The sequence below is a fragment of the Pseudolabrys sp. genome, from assembly GCF_035943735.1.
In the GTDB taxonomy this organism is placed as follows: domain Bacteria; phylum Pseudomonadota; class Alphaproteobacteria; order Rhizobiales; family Xanthobacteraceae; genus Pseudolabrys.
This window is the reverse complement of the sequence record NZ_DASZBV010000011.1, coordinates 1-14,470: the sequence shown is the minus strand read 5'-3', so window position 1 is coordinate 14,470 and position 14,470 is coordinate 1. Positions and strand designations below refer to the sequence as shown.

Below are 14,470 nucleotides of genomic sequence, written 5' to 3'. Positions count from 1 at the left end.
CGCAAGAGGCGTCACCCGCGATGCCGAGGTCGAAAGTCGTCATCGTCTCCGGCGTGCATGACTACCGCACGCCCCGCCGCGGCAGCATCCAGGCGCTGGCCGACGCGCTGCTGCGCCTCGGCTACGAGGTCAGCTTCATCTCCGTCCGCTTCAGCCCCATCTCGCGCGCCAAGGGCGATCACCGGCTGTTCCTGTGGGACCGCGCCAACTGCCCGGAAACCGTCAACGGCGTGCAGTGCTATCTCTGGCGCACGCCGTTCCACCCGTTCCGCACCGGCCTTCCCGCGATCGATAATTCCAGCGGTCTGCTGTTTTCGGCCTATGCATCGTGGCCGAACCGCTTCATCGACGACGAACTGCGCTCCGCCTCGCATATCCTTGTCGAATCCGGCCTCGGCATCATGCTCATCCATCGCGCGCGGCGGCTCAACCCGCGGGCCCGCATCATCTACCGCGGCTCCGACGCGCTGCAGACGATCGGCGCGCCTCCGGCCTTGGCCGCAGAGTTGCGCAAGCGCGTCGATGACGTCGACGCCTTCTGCCTGCTGGCCGAAAAGATGGCCGCGGATTTCGAATGGGCCGCCGAGAAGACCTACGTCGTGCCATTGGGCATCAATCGCGAGGAGTTCGCGAGCATCGGCCCCTCGCCCTACAGCGGCGGCGTCAATGCCGTCACCGTGGGCTCGATGCTGTTCGATCGCTCGTTCTTCGAACTGGCAGCGCCGCGATTTCCCGACGTCCGGTTCCACCTCATCGGCACCGGCGAGCCGTTCGCCGCGCCGGCGAACGTGCATCACTATAAAGAGATGCCGTTCAAGGCGACCCTGCCCTATCTCAAGCATGCCGACTTCGGCATCGCCGCCTACAAGCCGCAGGCGAACTCGGGCTACCTCGCCCAGTCGAGCCTGAAGCTGATGCAATACGAGTATCTCGGCCTGCCCGCGGTGTGTCCGGACTACGCGGCCGGCGCCAGCCGCAACCGCTTCGGTTACGTCTGCGGCGACGAGGCCGGCATCGTCACGGCAATCCGCCGGGCGCTGGCGCACGGGCGCTTTGCAGGCGCGGCGGCGGTGCTGAGCTGGGAAGAGGTCGCGCAGCGAATGCTGACGCCGGCGCTCTACGCCGATACGGCAGTCGGCGCACAGACACGATTGCCGGATCGCGCGCCGCCGACAAGGCCCCGAGCAGAAACCACAGCAGCGACGCCGTCTTGATCGTGTAAGGCGAGTTGCTGACGCAAAGCAGCACGCCGTAATAGGCGCCAACGAGATTGCGGTAGGTCCGGAACTGCCAGCCGCGGCCGCCGATCAGCCAGAACACGATCCACAAAGCAACCGCGCCGACGATGCCGAAGCCGATGAAGGAATAGGCATAGCCGGAATCGAACGGCTGGAAATCCGGCATGGCGATGCCGAGCCAGTTCTGCAGGTCGAGCGCCGCAATGAAATGACCCGACAGGATCAACCGGCTGACGAAGCCGTTGCCGACCACGTGCATCTTCTCCAGCTGCTCCGGCAGCACGATGAGCGCCGTCAGCGCGACCGCCGGCAGTGCGCCCGCGACCACCGCACCGATCGCCGGCGGCAGCAGCGCGATGCCTGCGGCGACAATGCAGAACATGGCGCCGAAGCGGCTGTCGGAGAGCACGATCATGACCGCCGCGGCGGCGAATGTCTTCCAATACAGACGTCCGCTCGCCAGCGAGCGTACCATCGCCCACATGAACAGGATGATGCCGAAATTGCCCGCCGAGATCGGCTCGAGGAAAACCGATGAAACGCGGTGGTCGCCGAGGAAGGGGAGCAGATTGCGTCCGCCGAGGGCATCGGGGCGCATGCCGCTGATGAACAGGTTCGACGCCTGCGGCGCCTGACCGTTACTCATCGCACCCCGGTCGGTATAGAAGCGCGCGATGTTGAACACGTCGGTGAAGCGGTCCGGAAATGCGTATTCGATCAGGCCGACGCCGACCACGATCGCGGCGGCGATGCCGACCAGCAGATCCGCGCGCCTGATATCGGCGGCGCGCATGCCGAAGAAAAGGAACGCGATCGGGATCAGCAGATCGCGCACCGGCTTGATCTGGATACCCTCGCCGTGGAAGGCGGTCCGCACCGCGGCAAGCGCAATGAGATAGAGGAGCACGCTGCTGACAACGAGAAAGCGCGCGTAATCGATCACCGGATAGGACAGCAGCAGCACCGTGCTCACGATGACGACTTCGCAGCCGATGATCGCGGCGTTGCCCACCCCGCCGACCTTCGTATTGACGAAGCACAGCGCCATGTTGAAGGTCATGGCGCCGAGCACGATGACGAAGGATAGCCGCGGCGATAGCTGCGCTACGCCCGTCTCGCGCAGCCGTCCGGCAACGACGAAGGTCACCGCAAGCCTGCCCTGTCCTGCTGCGGCTGCGCGACATGCCGGAGCAGGATCTTCATCTGCGGCGGGTCGACGCCGTTGACCGGCTGCACGCTGGTGAAATAGCGCGGCGGCCACGCCCCCGCCGCCCAATAGGTCCAGCCGAGCCAGGCCTGACGGTTGCGATCGATGAAGGCGAGCATGTTGTCGAGCGCTGTCAGGCAGGTGGCGTCCTTGCCGACGCCGAATTCGCCGAGAAAGCCACGCTTGTGGTGCTGCAGCAGCCATTTCGTCACCGGCTCGAGCGCGGTCACGCCGATGGTTTCGTTCTGACAGCTCGGGTGCGTGCCCGAGTAGTTGGAATCGAGATACTGGTGGATCTCATAGACGTAATTGTTGTCCGGATCGTTGATGCCGAGCATCACGGCGGCGTTCGGCGTGCCGTAGCTCTTGCCGAACCAACTGTGCGCGCCGGTGTAGCCGTTGCCGGGCACGAAGACGAGATTGCGCGCGCCGGCGGCCCTGATCTGAACGATCGCCGCGTTGGCGGCGGCGAGCCATGTTTCCGTCGGCAGGCCCTTCGGCTCGTTCATGAGTCCGAAGCCGACCTGCGTCTCCTTCCTGAATTTTCCGGCCAGCCGTTTCCACAGATCGGCGAACGCTGTGACCGGCACGGCCGGCGATCCGATCGGCATGTCGCGATAAGCGGCGTAATTATGGACGTCGAGAATGACGTAGAGCTTCTTCGCCGTTGCGCGATGAACGGTATCGGCGAGGCGACGGTATTCGGCCGGATCGAGTTCGCCGTTCAGGGACGGCTGAATGCGCTCCCAGCGGAACGGTACGCGGATGACGTTCATGCCTTCCGCGGCGAAATGATCGATCGTCTCCGGCTTTGGGTAGAAATAATCCTGATTGGCGACGCCGGGTAATTTCTTGCCGTTGAATTCCGCGCCGGCAATGTTCACGCCGGTGAGAAAGCGATGCTCGCCTTCCGGTGCCGCCGAGGCCGCACTGACGCCGATCACAAGCGCCGCGAGAATGAGCCCGTGCGAGACACGCTTTCGCATTCCACCTCGCAATCGTTCCGACTTATGTCAAAAACGGCACGATGGCGGAAAGCAAGTTCCCGCCGCCGCGCCACCAAATCACGGTCGCGAATTGCAGCCGAGATTCATGGTGGCAACACGACGGCAAGACGGCCGAAGCATGAAAATTTGATCCGCCGATTTTATCGGCAGCGTGCGCAGTTTTTTATCAGGAACGGATTGATGCGATCCGCGTTGGCGCTGAGGGTTTTTTCGGGACAGCAGCAAACATGCGCATCACGCACGTCGTGCGGCAATTTCATCCGGCCGTGGGCGGGATGGAGAATGTCGTCGAGAATCTCGCCAGCGCCCAGCGCGCGAACGGGCATCAGGTACGGATCGTCACGCTCGACCGCGTCTTCAATGCCGCCAAACCATACCGTCTGCCGAAGCATGAATTGTTCAACGGCTTCGAAATCGTGCGCATCCCCTACTTCGGTTCCAAACGATACCCGATCGCATTGTCGGCTCTCCATCACATCCGAGATGCCGATATCGTGCACGTGCATGGCATCGATTTCTTTTTCGACTATCTCGCATGGACGCGGCCGCTACACCGGCGCAAGCTCGTCGTCTCGACGCATGGCGGTTTCTTCCACACCTCGTTCGCGGCCGGTCTCAAGCGCTTCTATTTCCAGTGCATCACGCGGCTGTCGATGAGCTGGTATTCCGGCGTGATCACGGTGAGCGGGCCCGACGACACCACCTTCGGCCGCATCCGCAGGCACGGCCGCTGGATGATCGAAAACGGCGTCGATACCGCCAAGTTCTTCAACGCGGCGTCGATGCGGCCGGTGAAACACATGGTGGCGATCGGCCGCCTCTCCGGCAACAAGCGCCTGGACCGCGCCGTGCAGTTCGTTGCGGCGCTGCGCCGGCTCGACCCGGAGTGGAAGCTCAGTATCGTCGGCCGGCAATGGGACGTCGCCGCCGCAGAGCTTTACGCGCTTGCCGAGAGCCTCGGGGCGCGCGACGCGGTGCAAATCGTCACCGAAGCTTGCGACGACGACATCCACACCCTGATCACGAAGTGCTCGGCTCTGATCAGCTCGTCGGAGTACGAGGGCTTCGGCCTGACGGTCATCGAGGGTATGTCCGCCGGGCTGTGGCCGGTGATGAGCGACATTCCGCCGTTCCGGCTGCTGGCGGACCGAACACGCCTCGGCACCATACTCGATTTTTCCGACCCCGATGCGGCCGCGCGCGCGTTCCTCGCGCAATGGCCGCATATTGCCGGGCATTACGATACGGTGCGCAGCGACGCCATGGATGCCGCCGCCGCCTTTGAATGGCGCCATGTCGGCGAGAAATACGAGGCCCTCTACCGCTCCGTGCTCGGTCAGGACGTGCGCAGCATTCTGGACGTGCCGATCCTCGTGCGCACGTCACCGGAGGCGACCTGGCTGCTCGACGAGCGCTTCGATCGCCGCAAGCCAACGATGGTGGTGTTCGCGAACGCGCACACGCTCAACCAGACGGCGCTCAATCCCGGGGTGCGTTCCCTGCTCGACCGCGCCATCGTATTCAATGACGGTGTGGGCGTCGATATCGCCAGTCGGCTGCTGTTCGGGCGGCCGTTTCCTGAAAACCTGAACGGGACCGACTTCATTCCGCAGTATCTGCGGCAGACGCAGAGGCGCTACCGCATCTTCATGGCCGGCGGCAAACCGGGCGTCGCCGAACGCGCCGCCGCGCGGCTCAAGGAGATCGCGCCGGCGCACGACATTGTGGGCCACAGCCACGGCTACCTTCCGCCGGAGGAGACCGGCGACCTGCTCGCGCGCATCCGCAGCGCGCGTGCCGACATTCTGCTGGTTGCGATGGGCAATCCGGCGCAGGAGGCCTGGCTCAACGCGCATCTAAGCGCGAGCGGCTGTCGCCTCGGCTTCGGCGTCGGCGGCCTGTTCGACTTCCTTGCCGCGTCGGTGCCGCGCGCGCCCGGCTGGGTGCAATCGGCACGACTGGAATGGATGTTCCGCCTGCTGCACGAGCCGCAGCGGTTGTGGCGGCGCTATCTTGTCGACATGCCGATCTTCCTCGGCCGCATCTTCCGCCAGTGGCTGGCCGGAGCGCGGGTGTCGCGCGTGCCGCCATCATGAGCGAGTTGTCGCCGCAGGCGTCGATCGAAGCCGGCCTCGCCCGCGCGCGAATGCGCGCGCGCCTGAAAGGCGCGTGGCACATGGCACACCGCTGGAAGGGCCGCGTGCTCTTTGCGTTCGCCGACCAGGGCCTCTACAGCGTCACCAACTTCGTCCTGACGGTGCTCTATGCCTCATGGCTGCCGCTCGACACGTTCGGCCGCTACGTCGTGGTGTGGACGGTGTCGCTGTTCATCGAGGCGATCCAGACCTCGCTGATCGTCGACTCGCTGCCGGCGATCGTCAGCCGCCATGGCCGGCGGAGCGCGCACCACCGCAGCCGTGTCGACGGCGCGGCCTTCTGGGTGGTGATCGGGTTCGGCGGCATGAGCAGTCTGCTGCTCGTCGCCGCAGCCGCCCTCGTCGGCGTTTGGCGGCCGGTCTATGTCGGTCCGCTGCTGGCGCTCGCCGCGGCAAATCCGCTGCAGCGCCTCTATCTGTTCTGCCGGCGGCTCGCTTATATCCGCGACCGGCAGGAGGTCGCCGCGGCGATGGCCGCCTTCTACGGCCTGATCTCGGTGGGCGGCGCGCTCGTCCTCTATCGGCTGCAGGCGCTGTCGCTGGCGAGCGTCATTGCGCTATGGGGAGTTGGGGCACTGGCGGCCGTCGTGACGGCGCTCGTGTCCGGCGTCGGCCGTCCACGCACGACGCGCCTGGCCAATGTCGCGTGGCTGACGGCCGAACTCTGGCGTTCTGGCCGCTGGCTATCGGGCGCAGCCGTCGCCACCTGGATCAGCAACTGGGCGATCTTCCCGATCGTCGCGGCGACGACCGGCGCCGGCACGGCCGGCATCATCCGCGCGCTGCAGAACCTGCTGACGCCCATCGTCCAGTTCAACGCCGCCCTGCACCTGGCGGTGTTGCCGCGCGTGGCCGACAAGATCGCCGACGTCGGCGATCACTACGGCCGCTGGTTCGCGCGTCGCGGCACGGCGGTCTTCGCCGCCATCGCCGCCGCCTACTGCGCGATCATTCTCGCGGCTGCGCCTTTCGTTTTGCCGTTGCTCTACAGGAAGCCCGAGATCGCCGCGGCGGCGTACCTGCTTTGGCCGCTGGCGATCGCCATCGTGCTCGACGCCCTGCGCCAGGCGTCGGCGATATCGCTGCTCGCCAGGCGCCACACGCGGATCGTGTTCGTCGCGCGCTGGATCGCGCTCGCCGTGTTCGTCGGCAGCGCCCTCGTGCTCGGCCTGCTGATCGGCTTCGAGGGCATCCTGTGGGGTACCGTCGCCGCGAGCGCCACCGGCGCAGGCATCGTCCTCACCTCGGCCTTGTCGGGAACAACGGAGAGTCGCTGATGCTCGACGTCAAATTCGCGCTCAAGAGGATGGCCCGCAACGCGCTTGCGCCCCTGCTCTACCGCTATCCGCCGTTCACGCTGGCGCCGGAACGGCTCTACCTTTTCATGCACACGCTGATCGAAACGCGCGCCATTCCAGGCGCGGTGGTCGAGATCGGCTGCAATCTCGGCGGCACCGCCATCATTGCCCGCAAGATGCTGCGCCGCCTCGAGATGGACAAGCAGTACATCTGCATCGACACTTTCGATGGTTTCATCGACGCGCAGTTCGCCGCCGACACGGCGCGCGGCACGCCGGCAAGCGATCGCACGCTGTTCTCCGGCAATTCGCGCGTGCTGGTCGGCAAGATCATGGACCAGCACGGCTGCGACGACGTCACGCTGATCGAAGGCGACGTCGCCGGCGTGCCGGACGCGGATCTGCCGGAGCGCTGTTCCGTGGTTCTGCTCGACGTCGACCTCACCGAGCCGACCCTGGCGGCGCTGCAGCGCTTCTGGCCGCGGCTGGCCACCGGCGGCGTCATGCTGGTCGATGATTGCGGCGAGCAGTCGAGCTGGAAGGCGCGCGTCGCCTATACGCGGTTCTGCGAGGCCGAAGGGCTGAGCCCCGCGTTCCGTTACGGCATGGGCGTGCTCGTCAAGCCGTGATCAGGCGGCCGGCTGCCGCATGTCCTTGCCGACATAGGTGTACGGCTCGATATAGGCCGAGCTGTAGGAGCAGTCGTACTGGCTCATGCGCTTGAGATCGACGCGCGTGAGCACGGTGCCCAACAGACGGTCCTGCAAAGGCGCAAGCTGGTTCAGCGCCCGGACGACCACATCCTCGATCGTGCGGTCCCAGCCGACCGTCATCACGATGCCATCGGCGTATTCACCGAGCGCCGCGCTGTCGACCAGCGGGATCAGCGGCGGCGCATCGATGACGATCATGTCGAAATGCTGCTTCAGCACGTCGAGGATCACACCTATGGCCTCCGAGAACACGAACTCGCCGGAGACCTGGGCGTGGTCGGAGGAAGGCGACGGCAGCACCGACAGCGGCACATTGGGATCGGTGAAGATGGCCTGCCGCAGCGACGCGCGCCCGAGCGCCACGTCGAGAATTCCGTGTTGCGCGCGCGGACAGAGCGAGCGGGTCATTTCCGGATTGCGCAGGTCGCCTTCGATCAGGATCGTCCGGGCTCCGAGCATGGCGTAGGACAACGCCAGGTTCGACGCCAAGGTCGTCTTGCCCTCCCCGTCGATCGCCGACGTCACCATCACCGTCTGCACAGGCCGTGTGCGGGCCGCGCGTTGCACCGACAGGCGAACCGCACGCACCGCTTCGGCGAACACCGAGTTCGGCTCCTCGGCGATGTAATGCATGAGCGGCGGCTGCAGCGCGATCGGCAGCAGCCCGGTCGACGCGGGATCGTGCTGGGCAAGAGCCCCGCGCCCACGCTTGGTGATGCGCGACAGCTCGCGCAACCCGATCACCGGCATCGAAGCCAAAGCCGGCAGACCGGTGACGACGGCAAGCTGGCTGAGGGATTTCACCCGACGGTCGAAATGATCCACGCCGATGGCGATGATCGAGCCGAACGCAATGCCGAGCGGCAGGGCGAATGCCATGAACAGCACCGGCTTCGGAAACGAGGGCTGTACCGGCACGTCCGGCGCCGACACCAGGCTCGCATCGGGCAGCTTCAGGGATTCCCGCGCGGCCGCCTGCTTGTAGTTATTGAGGAAGGATTGATAGAGCGAACGATTGGCGTCCGCCTCACGCTGCAGTTCGCGCAGTTGTACCTGCGCCTGACCCGACTGGTTCGAAACGTTTTGCAGACCGTCGAGGCTCTTCTGCAGCGAGGCCTCCCGTGCCGTCGCTACGTTGTAAGCCTGCCGGCGGCTCAACAGGATCCGGTGCACCTCGGCATTGATGAGCTTTTGCGTGTCGCGCACCTGCGCTCTGGCCGCGATCAGCAGCGGATGCTGCGGGCCGTAGTGGCTCGCCAGATCCGCCACGTTCTTGGCCGCGTCGGCATACTGGCCGCGCAGGCGCGCGATCGTCTCCGACGCCAGGGCCTCCGGCAGCGAGCCCGGATCGGCCCCGCTCTTTTCGATCTGCGCCACCTGCTCGTATTTCGCCCGGGCCTGCGCCACTTCCGCCCGCGCCTGGATGAGCTGCGTGTTCAGGTCGGCGATCTGCTGGTCATTCACGGTCACGCCCTGCATCACGGCCAGCTGGTGCTGCCCGCGATAGGTCTCGAGCGCCTTGTCGGCATCGCGCACGCGCGACTTGAGCTGGGCCAGTTGCTGGTCCATCCAGCCGGCCGCCACCTTCACCGACTCGGCCTTGGCCTTCACCAGTTGCCCCAGATAGGCGTTGACCACTGCGTTGGCCACGGTCGCGGCCTTCTTCGGATCGTGCGCGCTCACGTTGATATCGACGAGATAGCTGTTTTGCTGGCGCTCGACCTTGAGCCGCTTCTTCAGGATCTCCACCGAGTTGAGAGCCGCGATATCTTCCACGCTAAGCCCGTCGACGGAATGGTGCGGGAACAGCAAGTGCTTGAGCGGATCGAGAAGTCCGGGCTGCGGCGAGAAATCCGGGTCCGAGGTCAGGTTGAGCGACTTGACCACGCCGCGAAGGACCTCGGTGGACTGCATCAAGAGAACCTGACTTTGCACCGCCGCCTCATCGGGCGACGAATTCTGTACGTTGGCCGTATCGTTGAAATTGATGACTTGCGACCGGTGCGGATCGATTAGCACCGTTGCCGTCGCGGTATAGGAAGGACGCACGATCAGAATGAATGCGAGCGTCAGCACGAGGACAGCACCTGTCGCCGCGCCGACGATGCCGATGCGCCGGCGCAGGATGCTGAAGATGCCGGCTATCGTGACGCCGGCGGCAGCCGGGCCGGTATCCGCGCTGTAGGGCGCGGCGAGTTGAACGGGGTCCGACCTCTCAGAAATGCGCTGTAACATTGAGGCCTACCTCGTGCTTGTCGTAGGTTGCGGTCGTCAGATTGCTGCGGCGGTTGATATATTTGTAGTCGAGGCCTACGGAGCTGAAACGATTGAGCAGGTATTGCACGGTCAGCATCGTCGAATAGACATTGTCCTGGCGGTCCTGACCGACGAATTTGTCATTTTCATAAGAACCGAGCGCCGAAAGCACGACGTTGCCGCGTAACGCATAGTCGGCGCGCAGCATAACCGCCTGCGCCCGCACCGCGCTGGTCACCGTATCGACCGCCTCGGTGGTGATCTCTTCCCCCTTCAGGGTGAAGTCGAGCGCACGCGTGGGGCTCCAGCGCAGCAAGGCCCGATAGGCGGGCGCGCTGACCGTGCCGATGGTCGGATCGTCGAAGTGCTGACTGGTGTAGCCGACGCCGATCTCGCCGCTGATCAGGTGCGTCAGGTTGAAATTGACGCCGGTCAGCGAGCGTAATCCCTGCGAACTCAGCGAGCCAGTCGACGAACCGCGCAGATCGCGCATGTTCCCTTCGATCGCCGTGAACACACCGAAGTTGGCGCCGAAGGCATAGTCGAAACGGCTGTGCAGCTTGTTGACCGAGCCGTCGCGGCTGTCCTCATTGATGGTCGAGCCGTTCTGCGCCTTCGTCGAGCCGAAATCGTAGTTCTCGTTGCTGGCGCCGAGCGAATACGACAGCCGGTCATGGTGATGCCAGTAGGTGACATCCTCTTTGGTGTAGCCGTAAGGCGTCGGCGAGATCGCCCCCAAGGGAGAGCTCAGCGAACCGACCGCCTCGTGCAGATACGCGGCCTGGAAATTGTAGAGCAGCGTATCGCTTTCTCGCAGATAGAGGCTGCCTTTCAGGCGGGCGCGCGCATCGGTCTGATCGAGGCTCGAGAAATGGCTGTACTTCGTCGATTTAACGTAAGTATCGAACGTCAGCGGGTTGCGCTCCGACAACCGCTCCACCCGTAATGCCGGATTGATGACACCGGCGATGTCGGATTTCTCGTCACCGTTCGAGGCAAACACGTTGCTGTCGAAAAATCCGCCGGCCGTCACCGACGGATAGAACATCCAGGCGTGGTCGCGAATCCCGTGCGGCTCGTAACCCGGCCACTGCCGCGTGCTCACGGGCGTGTCCTCCGGCTCGATCTTCTCGCCGGGGTAATGCGACCAAAGCTGCGCGTAGGGGACAGGCTCAAATACCCTCTCCGCATTCCAGGGCGGTGACGCCGGCGGCGTCAACGGCGATATGGCCTGCGCTTGCGCCAAGGATGACGCGCTGACGGCAAGAAGTACCGCAGCGCTGAAGCATGCCCCCCATCGTCGGCATTGCGCCGTCCAGCCCGGATCACGGCTGCGCATGCACATCGGCAGCACGTGCAACACACGCCGCCGCGGTTCGTTCCGCAGCGCAGCAAATTTTCGGACGGTGCGGGACAACCGGAATCCGTCGGTACGCATCGGTTCCTGTACGGGCGGCACCACAAGCGCGGCAGATGCCGAAGCCGGATGCAGCCTGGGAGAAATCAGAAGTAGCTTTCCGAAATGCGGATGCTGTCGCCGGGAGAGACGGGAACATCGGTGCGCAGCGACCGTGCCATCTCGCGGCCCGAATTCGCCGGCCGCACATAAGCCGTGCTCTCATCCGCGCGGTACGTGTAGCCGCCGGCGAGCGCGACCGCATCACCGATCGTCAATCCGGGCACGTACGGGAATTGCCCCGGCTGCTTGACCTCGCCGCGAATATAGATCGGACCATATGTCGCAACCTGCACATTGACGTGCGGATCGGTCAGCACGGTCCCGTTGAGACGCTTCGTGATCGTGCGTTCAAGCTCTGCCGCCGTGAGGCCCGCCGCATGGATGCGCCCGGCAAGTGGAATGGAGACCGCGCCGCCGCCATCGATCGTGTACACGCCGGAGGCGTTCGTCTCGCCGTAGATCTGCAGGCGAATCTGGTCATTCGACCGCAACACGTATGTGCGCGGGCCGACTGCCGAAATCGACGACGCCGACGCCAACTGAACGCCGGTCGCGGAAGCGGGATTCGAATAGTCGTTGCAGCCTGCAAGCGCTACCGTCGCAAAGAGCGACATCGCACACAATATGTAACGAATCGCGCGCTCCCCGACACGAACACACATGCATACCTCCCCGAAAGCCGCTCAGAATTCGCGACAAGGCCAGAACGTCAAAACCGGATTTTGGTTCAGAGCACAAACAAAAAATATGTGTCGCGCGCCGAGCTGCGCCGACATTTACCGCAACTCTCAATTTCGGCATCACTCTACCAACGCGTGACCATATTTCGCGCAATTGCGACACTTTTGAGCGAAGCGCGACTCGACAGTGGAATACCGCGACGATGCTCCGCCATAATTTTTCCAAATGATCCACTAACCTCACCGAACAAATGCGACAGCCGGGATTTAGGGAGGAGCACAGGGGTCATGGCTCGCGCGATAGCGGGCCACGCAGAAACGTCGAGCGCGCGATCAAGACGCGCTTGGCGGTAAACGGGAAGAAGCACCGAGGCTGGCAGATTGCTCGCAGATGCCAACACAGCGACTCTCGACAGGAGCAGTCCATGACGCCATCGCCTTCGCTTTCCAGCGACGCGACTCTTTGGCATGACAGCCGCGCGCTGTTTTCGCCGCCGGCCTATCGAGGCCGTACGCATCGGCCGCAGCGCCGCGTCTATTATCTTTCGCACAAGGGTGCGTTGAGCGAGCCGTCGCGATCGCCCAGCAAACGGCTCTTCGACATCCTCGCATCCGGCGGCGCGCTGTTGGCGCTGTCGCCGCTGCTGCTCACGATCGCCGCGGCAATCAAACTCACCTCACCCGGCCCCGTGTTTTTTACCCAGCTTAGATACGGCCACCGCAACCGGCCGTTCCGCATCTTCAAATTCAGAACCATGCACGTGCAGTTGTCCGATAAATCCGGCATCACGCAGACGGTCGGCAACGATCCGCGGGTGACGCTTCTCGGCCGCGTCCTGCGTCAGACGAGCCTCGACGAGCTGCCGCAGCTGATCAACGTCCTCATCGGCGACATGTCGCTCGTCGGTCCGCGTCCGCACGTGCCTGGCATGAAGGCGGCCAGCGTCAAATACGAGGACCTCGTGCCGTATTATTTCCAGCGGCACAACATCCGCCCCGGCATCACCGGTCTCGCCCAGGTCAGCGGTTGCCGCGGCAGCACGGCACTCGCTTCGGCCGCGGTGTCCCGTGTCGATTACGATCTCGAATATATCGAACGATGGTCGCTGTGGCTCGACATCAAGATCATCTGGCGCACGATCCGGCACGAGTTTTTTTCCGGAACAGGCATCTGACCCGCACAGAACACCACAGTTCCTGCAACCGCGCGGATGCAAGGAACGATTGTCTCTGCACCTCTGTTATGGAGCCGGCGATGCTTTGACATGAATGTGTCATCGGGGGACGCCCATGCACTTCATCGAAGGATTGGACGTCTCACTCTACCGGGCCTTGAACGGCCTGTGCGGCATGAGCGACACGCTCGATCGCATCGTCTATCATCTGGCCGGACCGACCGGTGTGTTCTTCCTCGGTCTGTTCGCGCTCAACTGGTTTCGTCAGGACGGCGACCAGATCCGCCGCCGTCAGGTGCTGATCCTCGTCGTGCCGGCGGTGGCGCTCGCGCTGGTCGCGAACCGCACGATCTCGACGCTCCTGCCGTTCCGCGTGCGCCCGATGTACGCGCTGGGCGCCAACGCGCCGACGTACCCCTGGACCTTCGACCTCGAGCACTGGAGCAGTTTCCCGAGCGACAACGCGACCTATCTGTTCGCGATCACCGCTTGCCTCCTCGTTGTCTCGCGGCGAGCCGGCCTTGCATTCGGACTGTTCAGCGCGGCGGTCTGTCTCGGGCGTATCTATTTCGGCATCCATTACCCGTCCGACATCCTGGCCGGCGTGCTGCTTGGGCTTTTCACCGGCTATGTCCTGACGCGGCCGACGATTGCCGAAGGGGCTTCCCGCCCCCTGCTCGTCTATGAAAAGCAGGCGCCCGCTTATTTCTATGCCGTACTGTTCATGGCGCTGGCCGAGGTCGCCGGCGGTTTCCCCAACACCCGGCATATCGGGGTCGCCATTGTCCACCTGATCCGGGGCTATCACGGGTCGTAGACCGTCGGCCACCGCCACACTCGCCGCAGAGCTGAAAATCGCCGGACATCGGATAAGGCATTTTTCCGCCGCCGGGGCAGCGTCTTGGGCCACCCCTTCCCATTTTCCGCGCAAGTTGCGTCCGGGCGGCTTCTCTTTTATGCCCGGAGGCGCCGCATGGGTCGGAAGCCGTCGGGCGACGACACTGGCCCGGTGCGGCGGAGTGGAGAATGGGAATGAGCGTGCAACGTAAACCGGTCGCGTTTGGCGATCTGCGCGGCTGGATCAAGGCGCTGGAGGCGGCCGGCGAGGTGCGCGGCATCGATGCGAGCGTCGACTGGAACGTCGAGCTCGGCACGATCATGCGGCTTGCCCAGGGGCCCGGCCAGGGCCCGGCGCTGCTGTTCAACAATATCAAGGGCTACGAAGGGCCGGCCGCGCGCTGCCGCCGCGTGTTCGGCAACGGCCTGTCGAGCTATCGCCGC

General features: G+C 64.4%; 10 protein-coding genes and 1 pseudogene. 7 read left to right on the top strand and 4 right to left on the bottom strand.

The genetic code is table 11. The features are described from left to right. The first annotated feature begins 20 nt into the window (after positions 1-20). Positions 21-1,214, top strand: a complete 1,194-nt coding sequence (locus VGV41_RS22995; RefSeq protein ID WP_414705066.1) for a hypothetical protein — start codon at positions 21-23, stop codon at positions 1,212-1,214. 1,167 nt (positions 1,215-2,381) lie between these two features. On the opposite strand, the gene VGV41_RS06480 is transcribed toward VGV41_RS22995, so the two are convergent. Then, positions 2,382-3,431, bottom strand: a complete 1,050-nt coding sequence (locus tag VGV41_RS06480) for a glycoside hydrolase family 5 protein (RefSeq protein ID WP_326862929.1) — start codon at positions 3,429-3,431, stop codon at positions 2,382-2,384. Positions 3,432-3,679: 248 nt separating this feature from the next. Here VGV41_RS06480 and VGV41_RS06475 point away from each other — a divergent pair, with 248 nt between their 5' ends. The 3 genes from VGV41_RS06475 to VGV41_RS06465 are packed head-to-tail and all read left to right on the top strand — an operon-like array spanning position 3,680 to position 7,535. Then, complete coding sequence (locus VGV41_RS06475; RefSeq protein ID WP_326862928.1) at positions 3,680-5,548, top strand: WecB/TagA/CpsF family glycosyltransferase; 1,869 nt, start codon at positions 3,680-3,682, stop codon at positions 5,546-5,548. Further along, entirely contained in the window at positions 5,545-6,885 is a 1,341-nt protein-coding gene (locus tag VGV41_RS06470; protein ID WP_326862927.1) for a hypothetical protein, read from the top strand. The genes VGV41_RS06475 and VGV41_RS06470 overlap by 4 nt, the downstream gene beginning before the upstream one ends. Then, a complete protein-coding gene (locus VGV41_RS06465) occupies positions 6,885-7,535 on the top strand; it encodes a class I SAM-dependent methyltransferase (protein WP_326862926.1) in 651 nt (216 codons plus the stop codon). Before VGV41_RS06470 ends, VGV41_RS06465 begins: the two co-directional genes overlap by 1 nt. Here the strand turns inward: VGV41_RS06465 and VGV41_RS06460 are convergent, their stop codons facing one another. From VGV41_RS06460 to VGV41_RS06450, 3 genes are all read right to left on the bottom strand, one after another. Beyond that, positions 7,536-9,854 (bottom strand): polysaccharide biosynthesis tyrosine autokinase, encoded by a 2,319-nt coding sequence (locus VGV41_RS06460; RefSeq protein WP_326862925.1) that lies wholly within the window; start codon positions 9,852-9,854, stop codon positions 7,536-7,538. It lies immediately after the preceding gene. Continuing rightward, on the bottom strand, positions 9,835-11,313 hold the full coding sequence (locus VGV41_RS06455) for an outer membrane beta-barrel protein (RefSeq protein WP_326862924.1): 1,479 nt from the start codon (positions 11,311-11,313) through the stop codon (positions 9,835-9,837). The genes VGV41_RS06460 and VGV41_RS06455 overlap by 20 nt, the downstream gene beginning before the upstream one ends. Before the next feature lie 65 nt (positions 11,314-11,378). Next, positions 11,379-11,996 carry a polysaccharide biosynthesis/export family protein gene (locus tag VGV41_RS06450; RefSeq protein WP_326862923.1) on the bottom strand — a complete coding sequence of 206 codons (618 nt, stop codon included), beginning with the start codon at positions 11,994-11,996 and terminating at the stop codon, positions 11,379-11,381. 443 nt (positions 11,997-12,439) lie between these two features. On the opposite strand from VGV41_RS06450, the gene VGV41_RS06445 reads away from it, so the two are divergent. The 3 genes and pseudogenes from VGV41_RS06445 to VGV41_RS06435 all read left to right on the top strand — a co-directional run. Beyond that, positions 12,440-13,189 carry an exopolysaccharide biosynthesis polyprenyl glycosylphosphotransferase gene (locus VGV41_RS06445; RefSeq protein ID WP_326862922.1) on the top strand — a complete coding sequence of 250 codons (750 nt, stop codon included), beginning with the start codon at positions 12,440-12,442 and terminating at the stop codon, positions 13,187-13,189. Between the two features lie 115 nt (positions 13,190-13,304). Then, a complete protein-coding gene (locus tag VGV41_RS06440; protein WP_326862921.1) occupies positions 13,305-14,006 on the top strand; it encodes a phosphatase PAP2 family protein in 702 nt (233 codons plus the stop codon). Positions 14,007-14,221: 215 nt separating this feature from the next. Continuing rightward, positions 14,222-14,470: pseudogene (locus VGV41_RS06435) on the top strand (hypothetical protein); the annotation flags it as partial.

Bases quoted from the DNA above. Each gene is read 5' to 3' on its own strand.
- VGV41_RS06455 (WP_326862924.1), bottom strand. From the start codon at position 11,313: ATGCGTACCGACGGATTCCGGTTGTCCCGCACCGTCCGAAAATTTGCT.
- VGV41_RS06470 (WP_326862927.1), top strand. From the start codon at position 5,545: ATGAGCGAGTTGTCGCCGCAGGCGTCGATCGAAGCCGGCCTCGCCCGC.
- VGV41_RS06480 (WP_326862929.1), bottom strand. From the start codon at position 3,431: ATGCGAAAGCGTGTCTCGCACGGGCTCATTCTCGCGGCGCTTGTGATC.
- VGV41_RS06440 (WP_326862921.1), top strand. From the start codon at position 13,305: ATGCACTTCATCGAAGGATTGGACGTCTCACTCTACCGGGCCTTGAAC.
- VGV41_RS06445 (WP_326862922.1), top strand. From the start codon at position 12,440: ATGACGCCATCGCCTTCGCTTTCCAGCGACGCGACTCTTTGGCATGAC.
- VGV41_RS06465 (WP_326862926.1), top strand. From the start codon at position 6,885: ATGCTCGACGTCAAATTCGCGCTCAAGAGGATGGCCCGCAACGCGCTT.
- VGV41_RS06475 (WP_326862928.1), top strand. From the start codon at position 3,680: ATGCGCATCACGCACGTCGTGCGGCAATTTCATCCGGCCGTGGGCGGG.
- VGV41_RS06450 (WP_326862923.1), bottom strand. From the start codon at position 11,996: ATGTGTGTTCGTGTCGGGGAGCGCGCGATTCGTTACATATTGTGTGCG.
- VGV41_RS22995 (WP_414705066.1), top strand. From the start codon at position 21: ATGCCGAGGTCGAAAGTCGTCATCGTCTCCGGCGTGCATGACTACCGC.
- VGV41_RS06460 (WP_326862925.1), bottom strand. From the start codon at position 9,854: ATGTTACAGCGCATTTCTGAGAGGTCGGACCCCGTTCAACTCGCCGCG.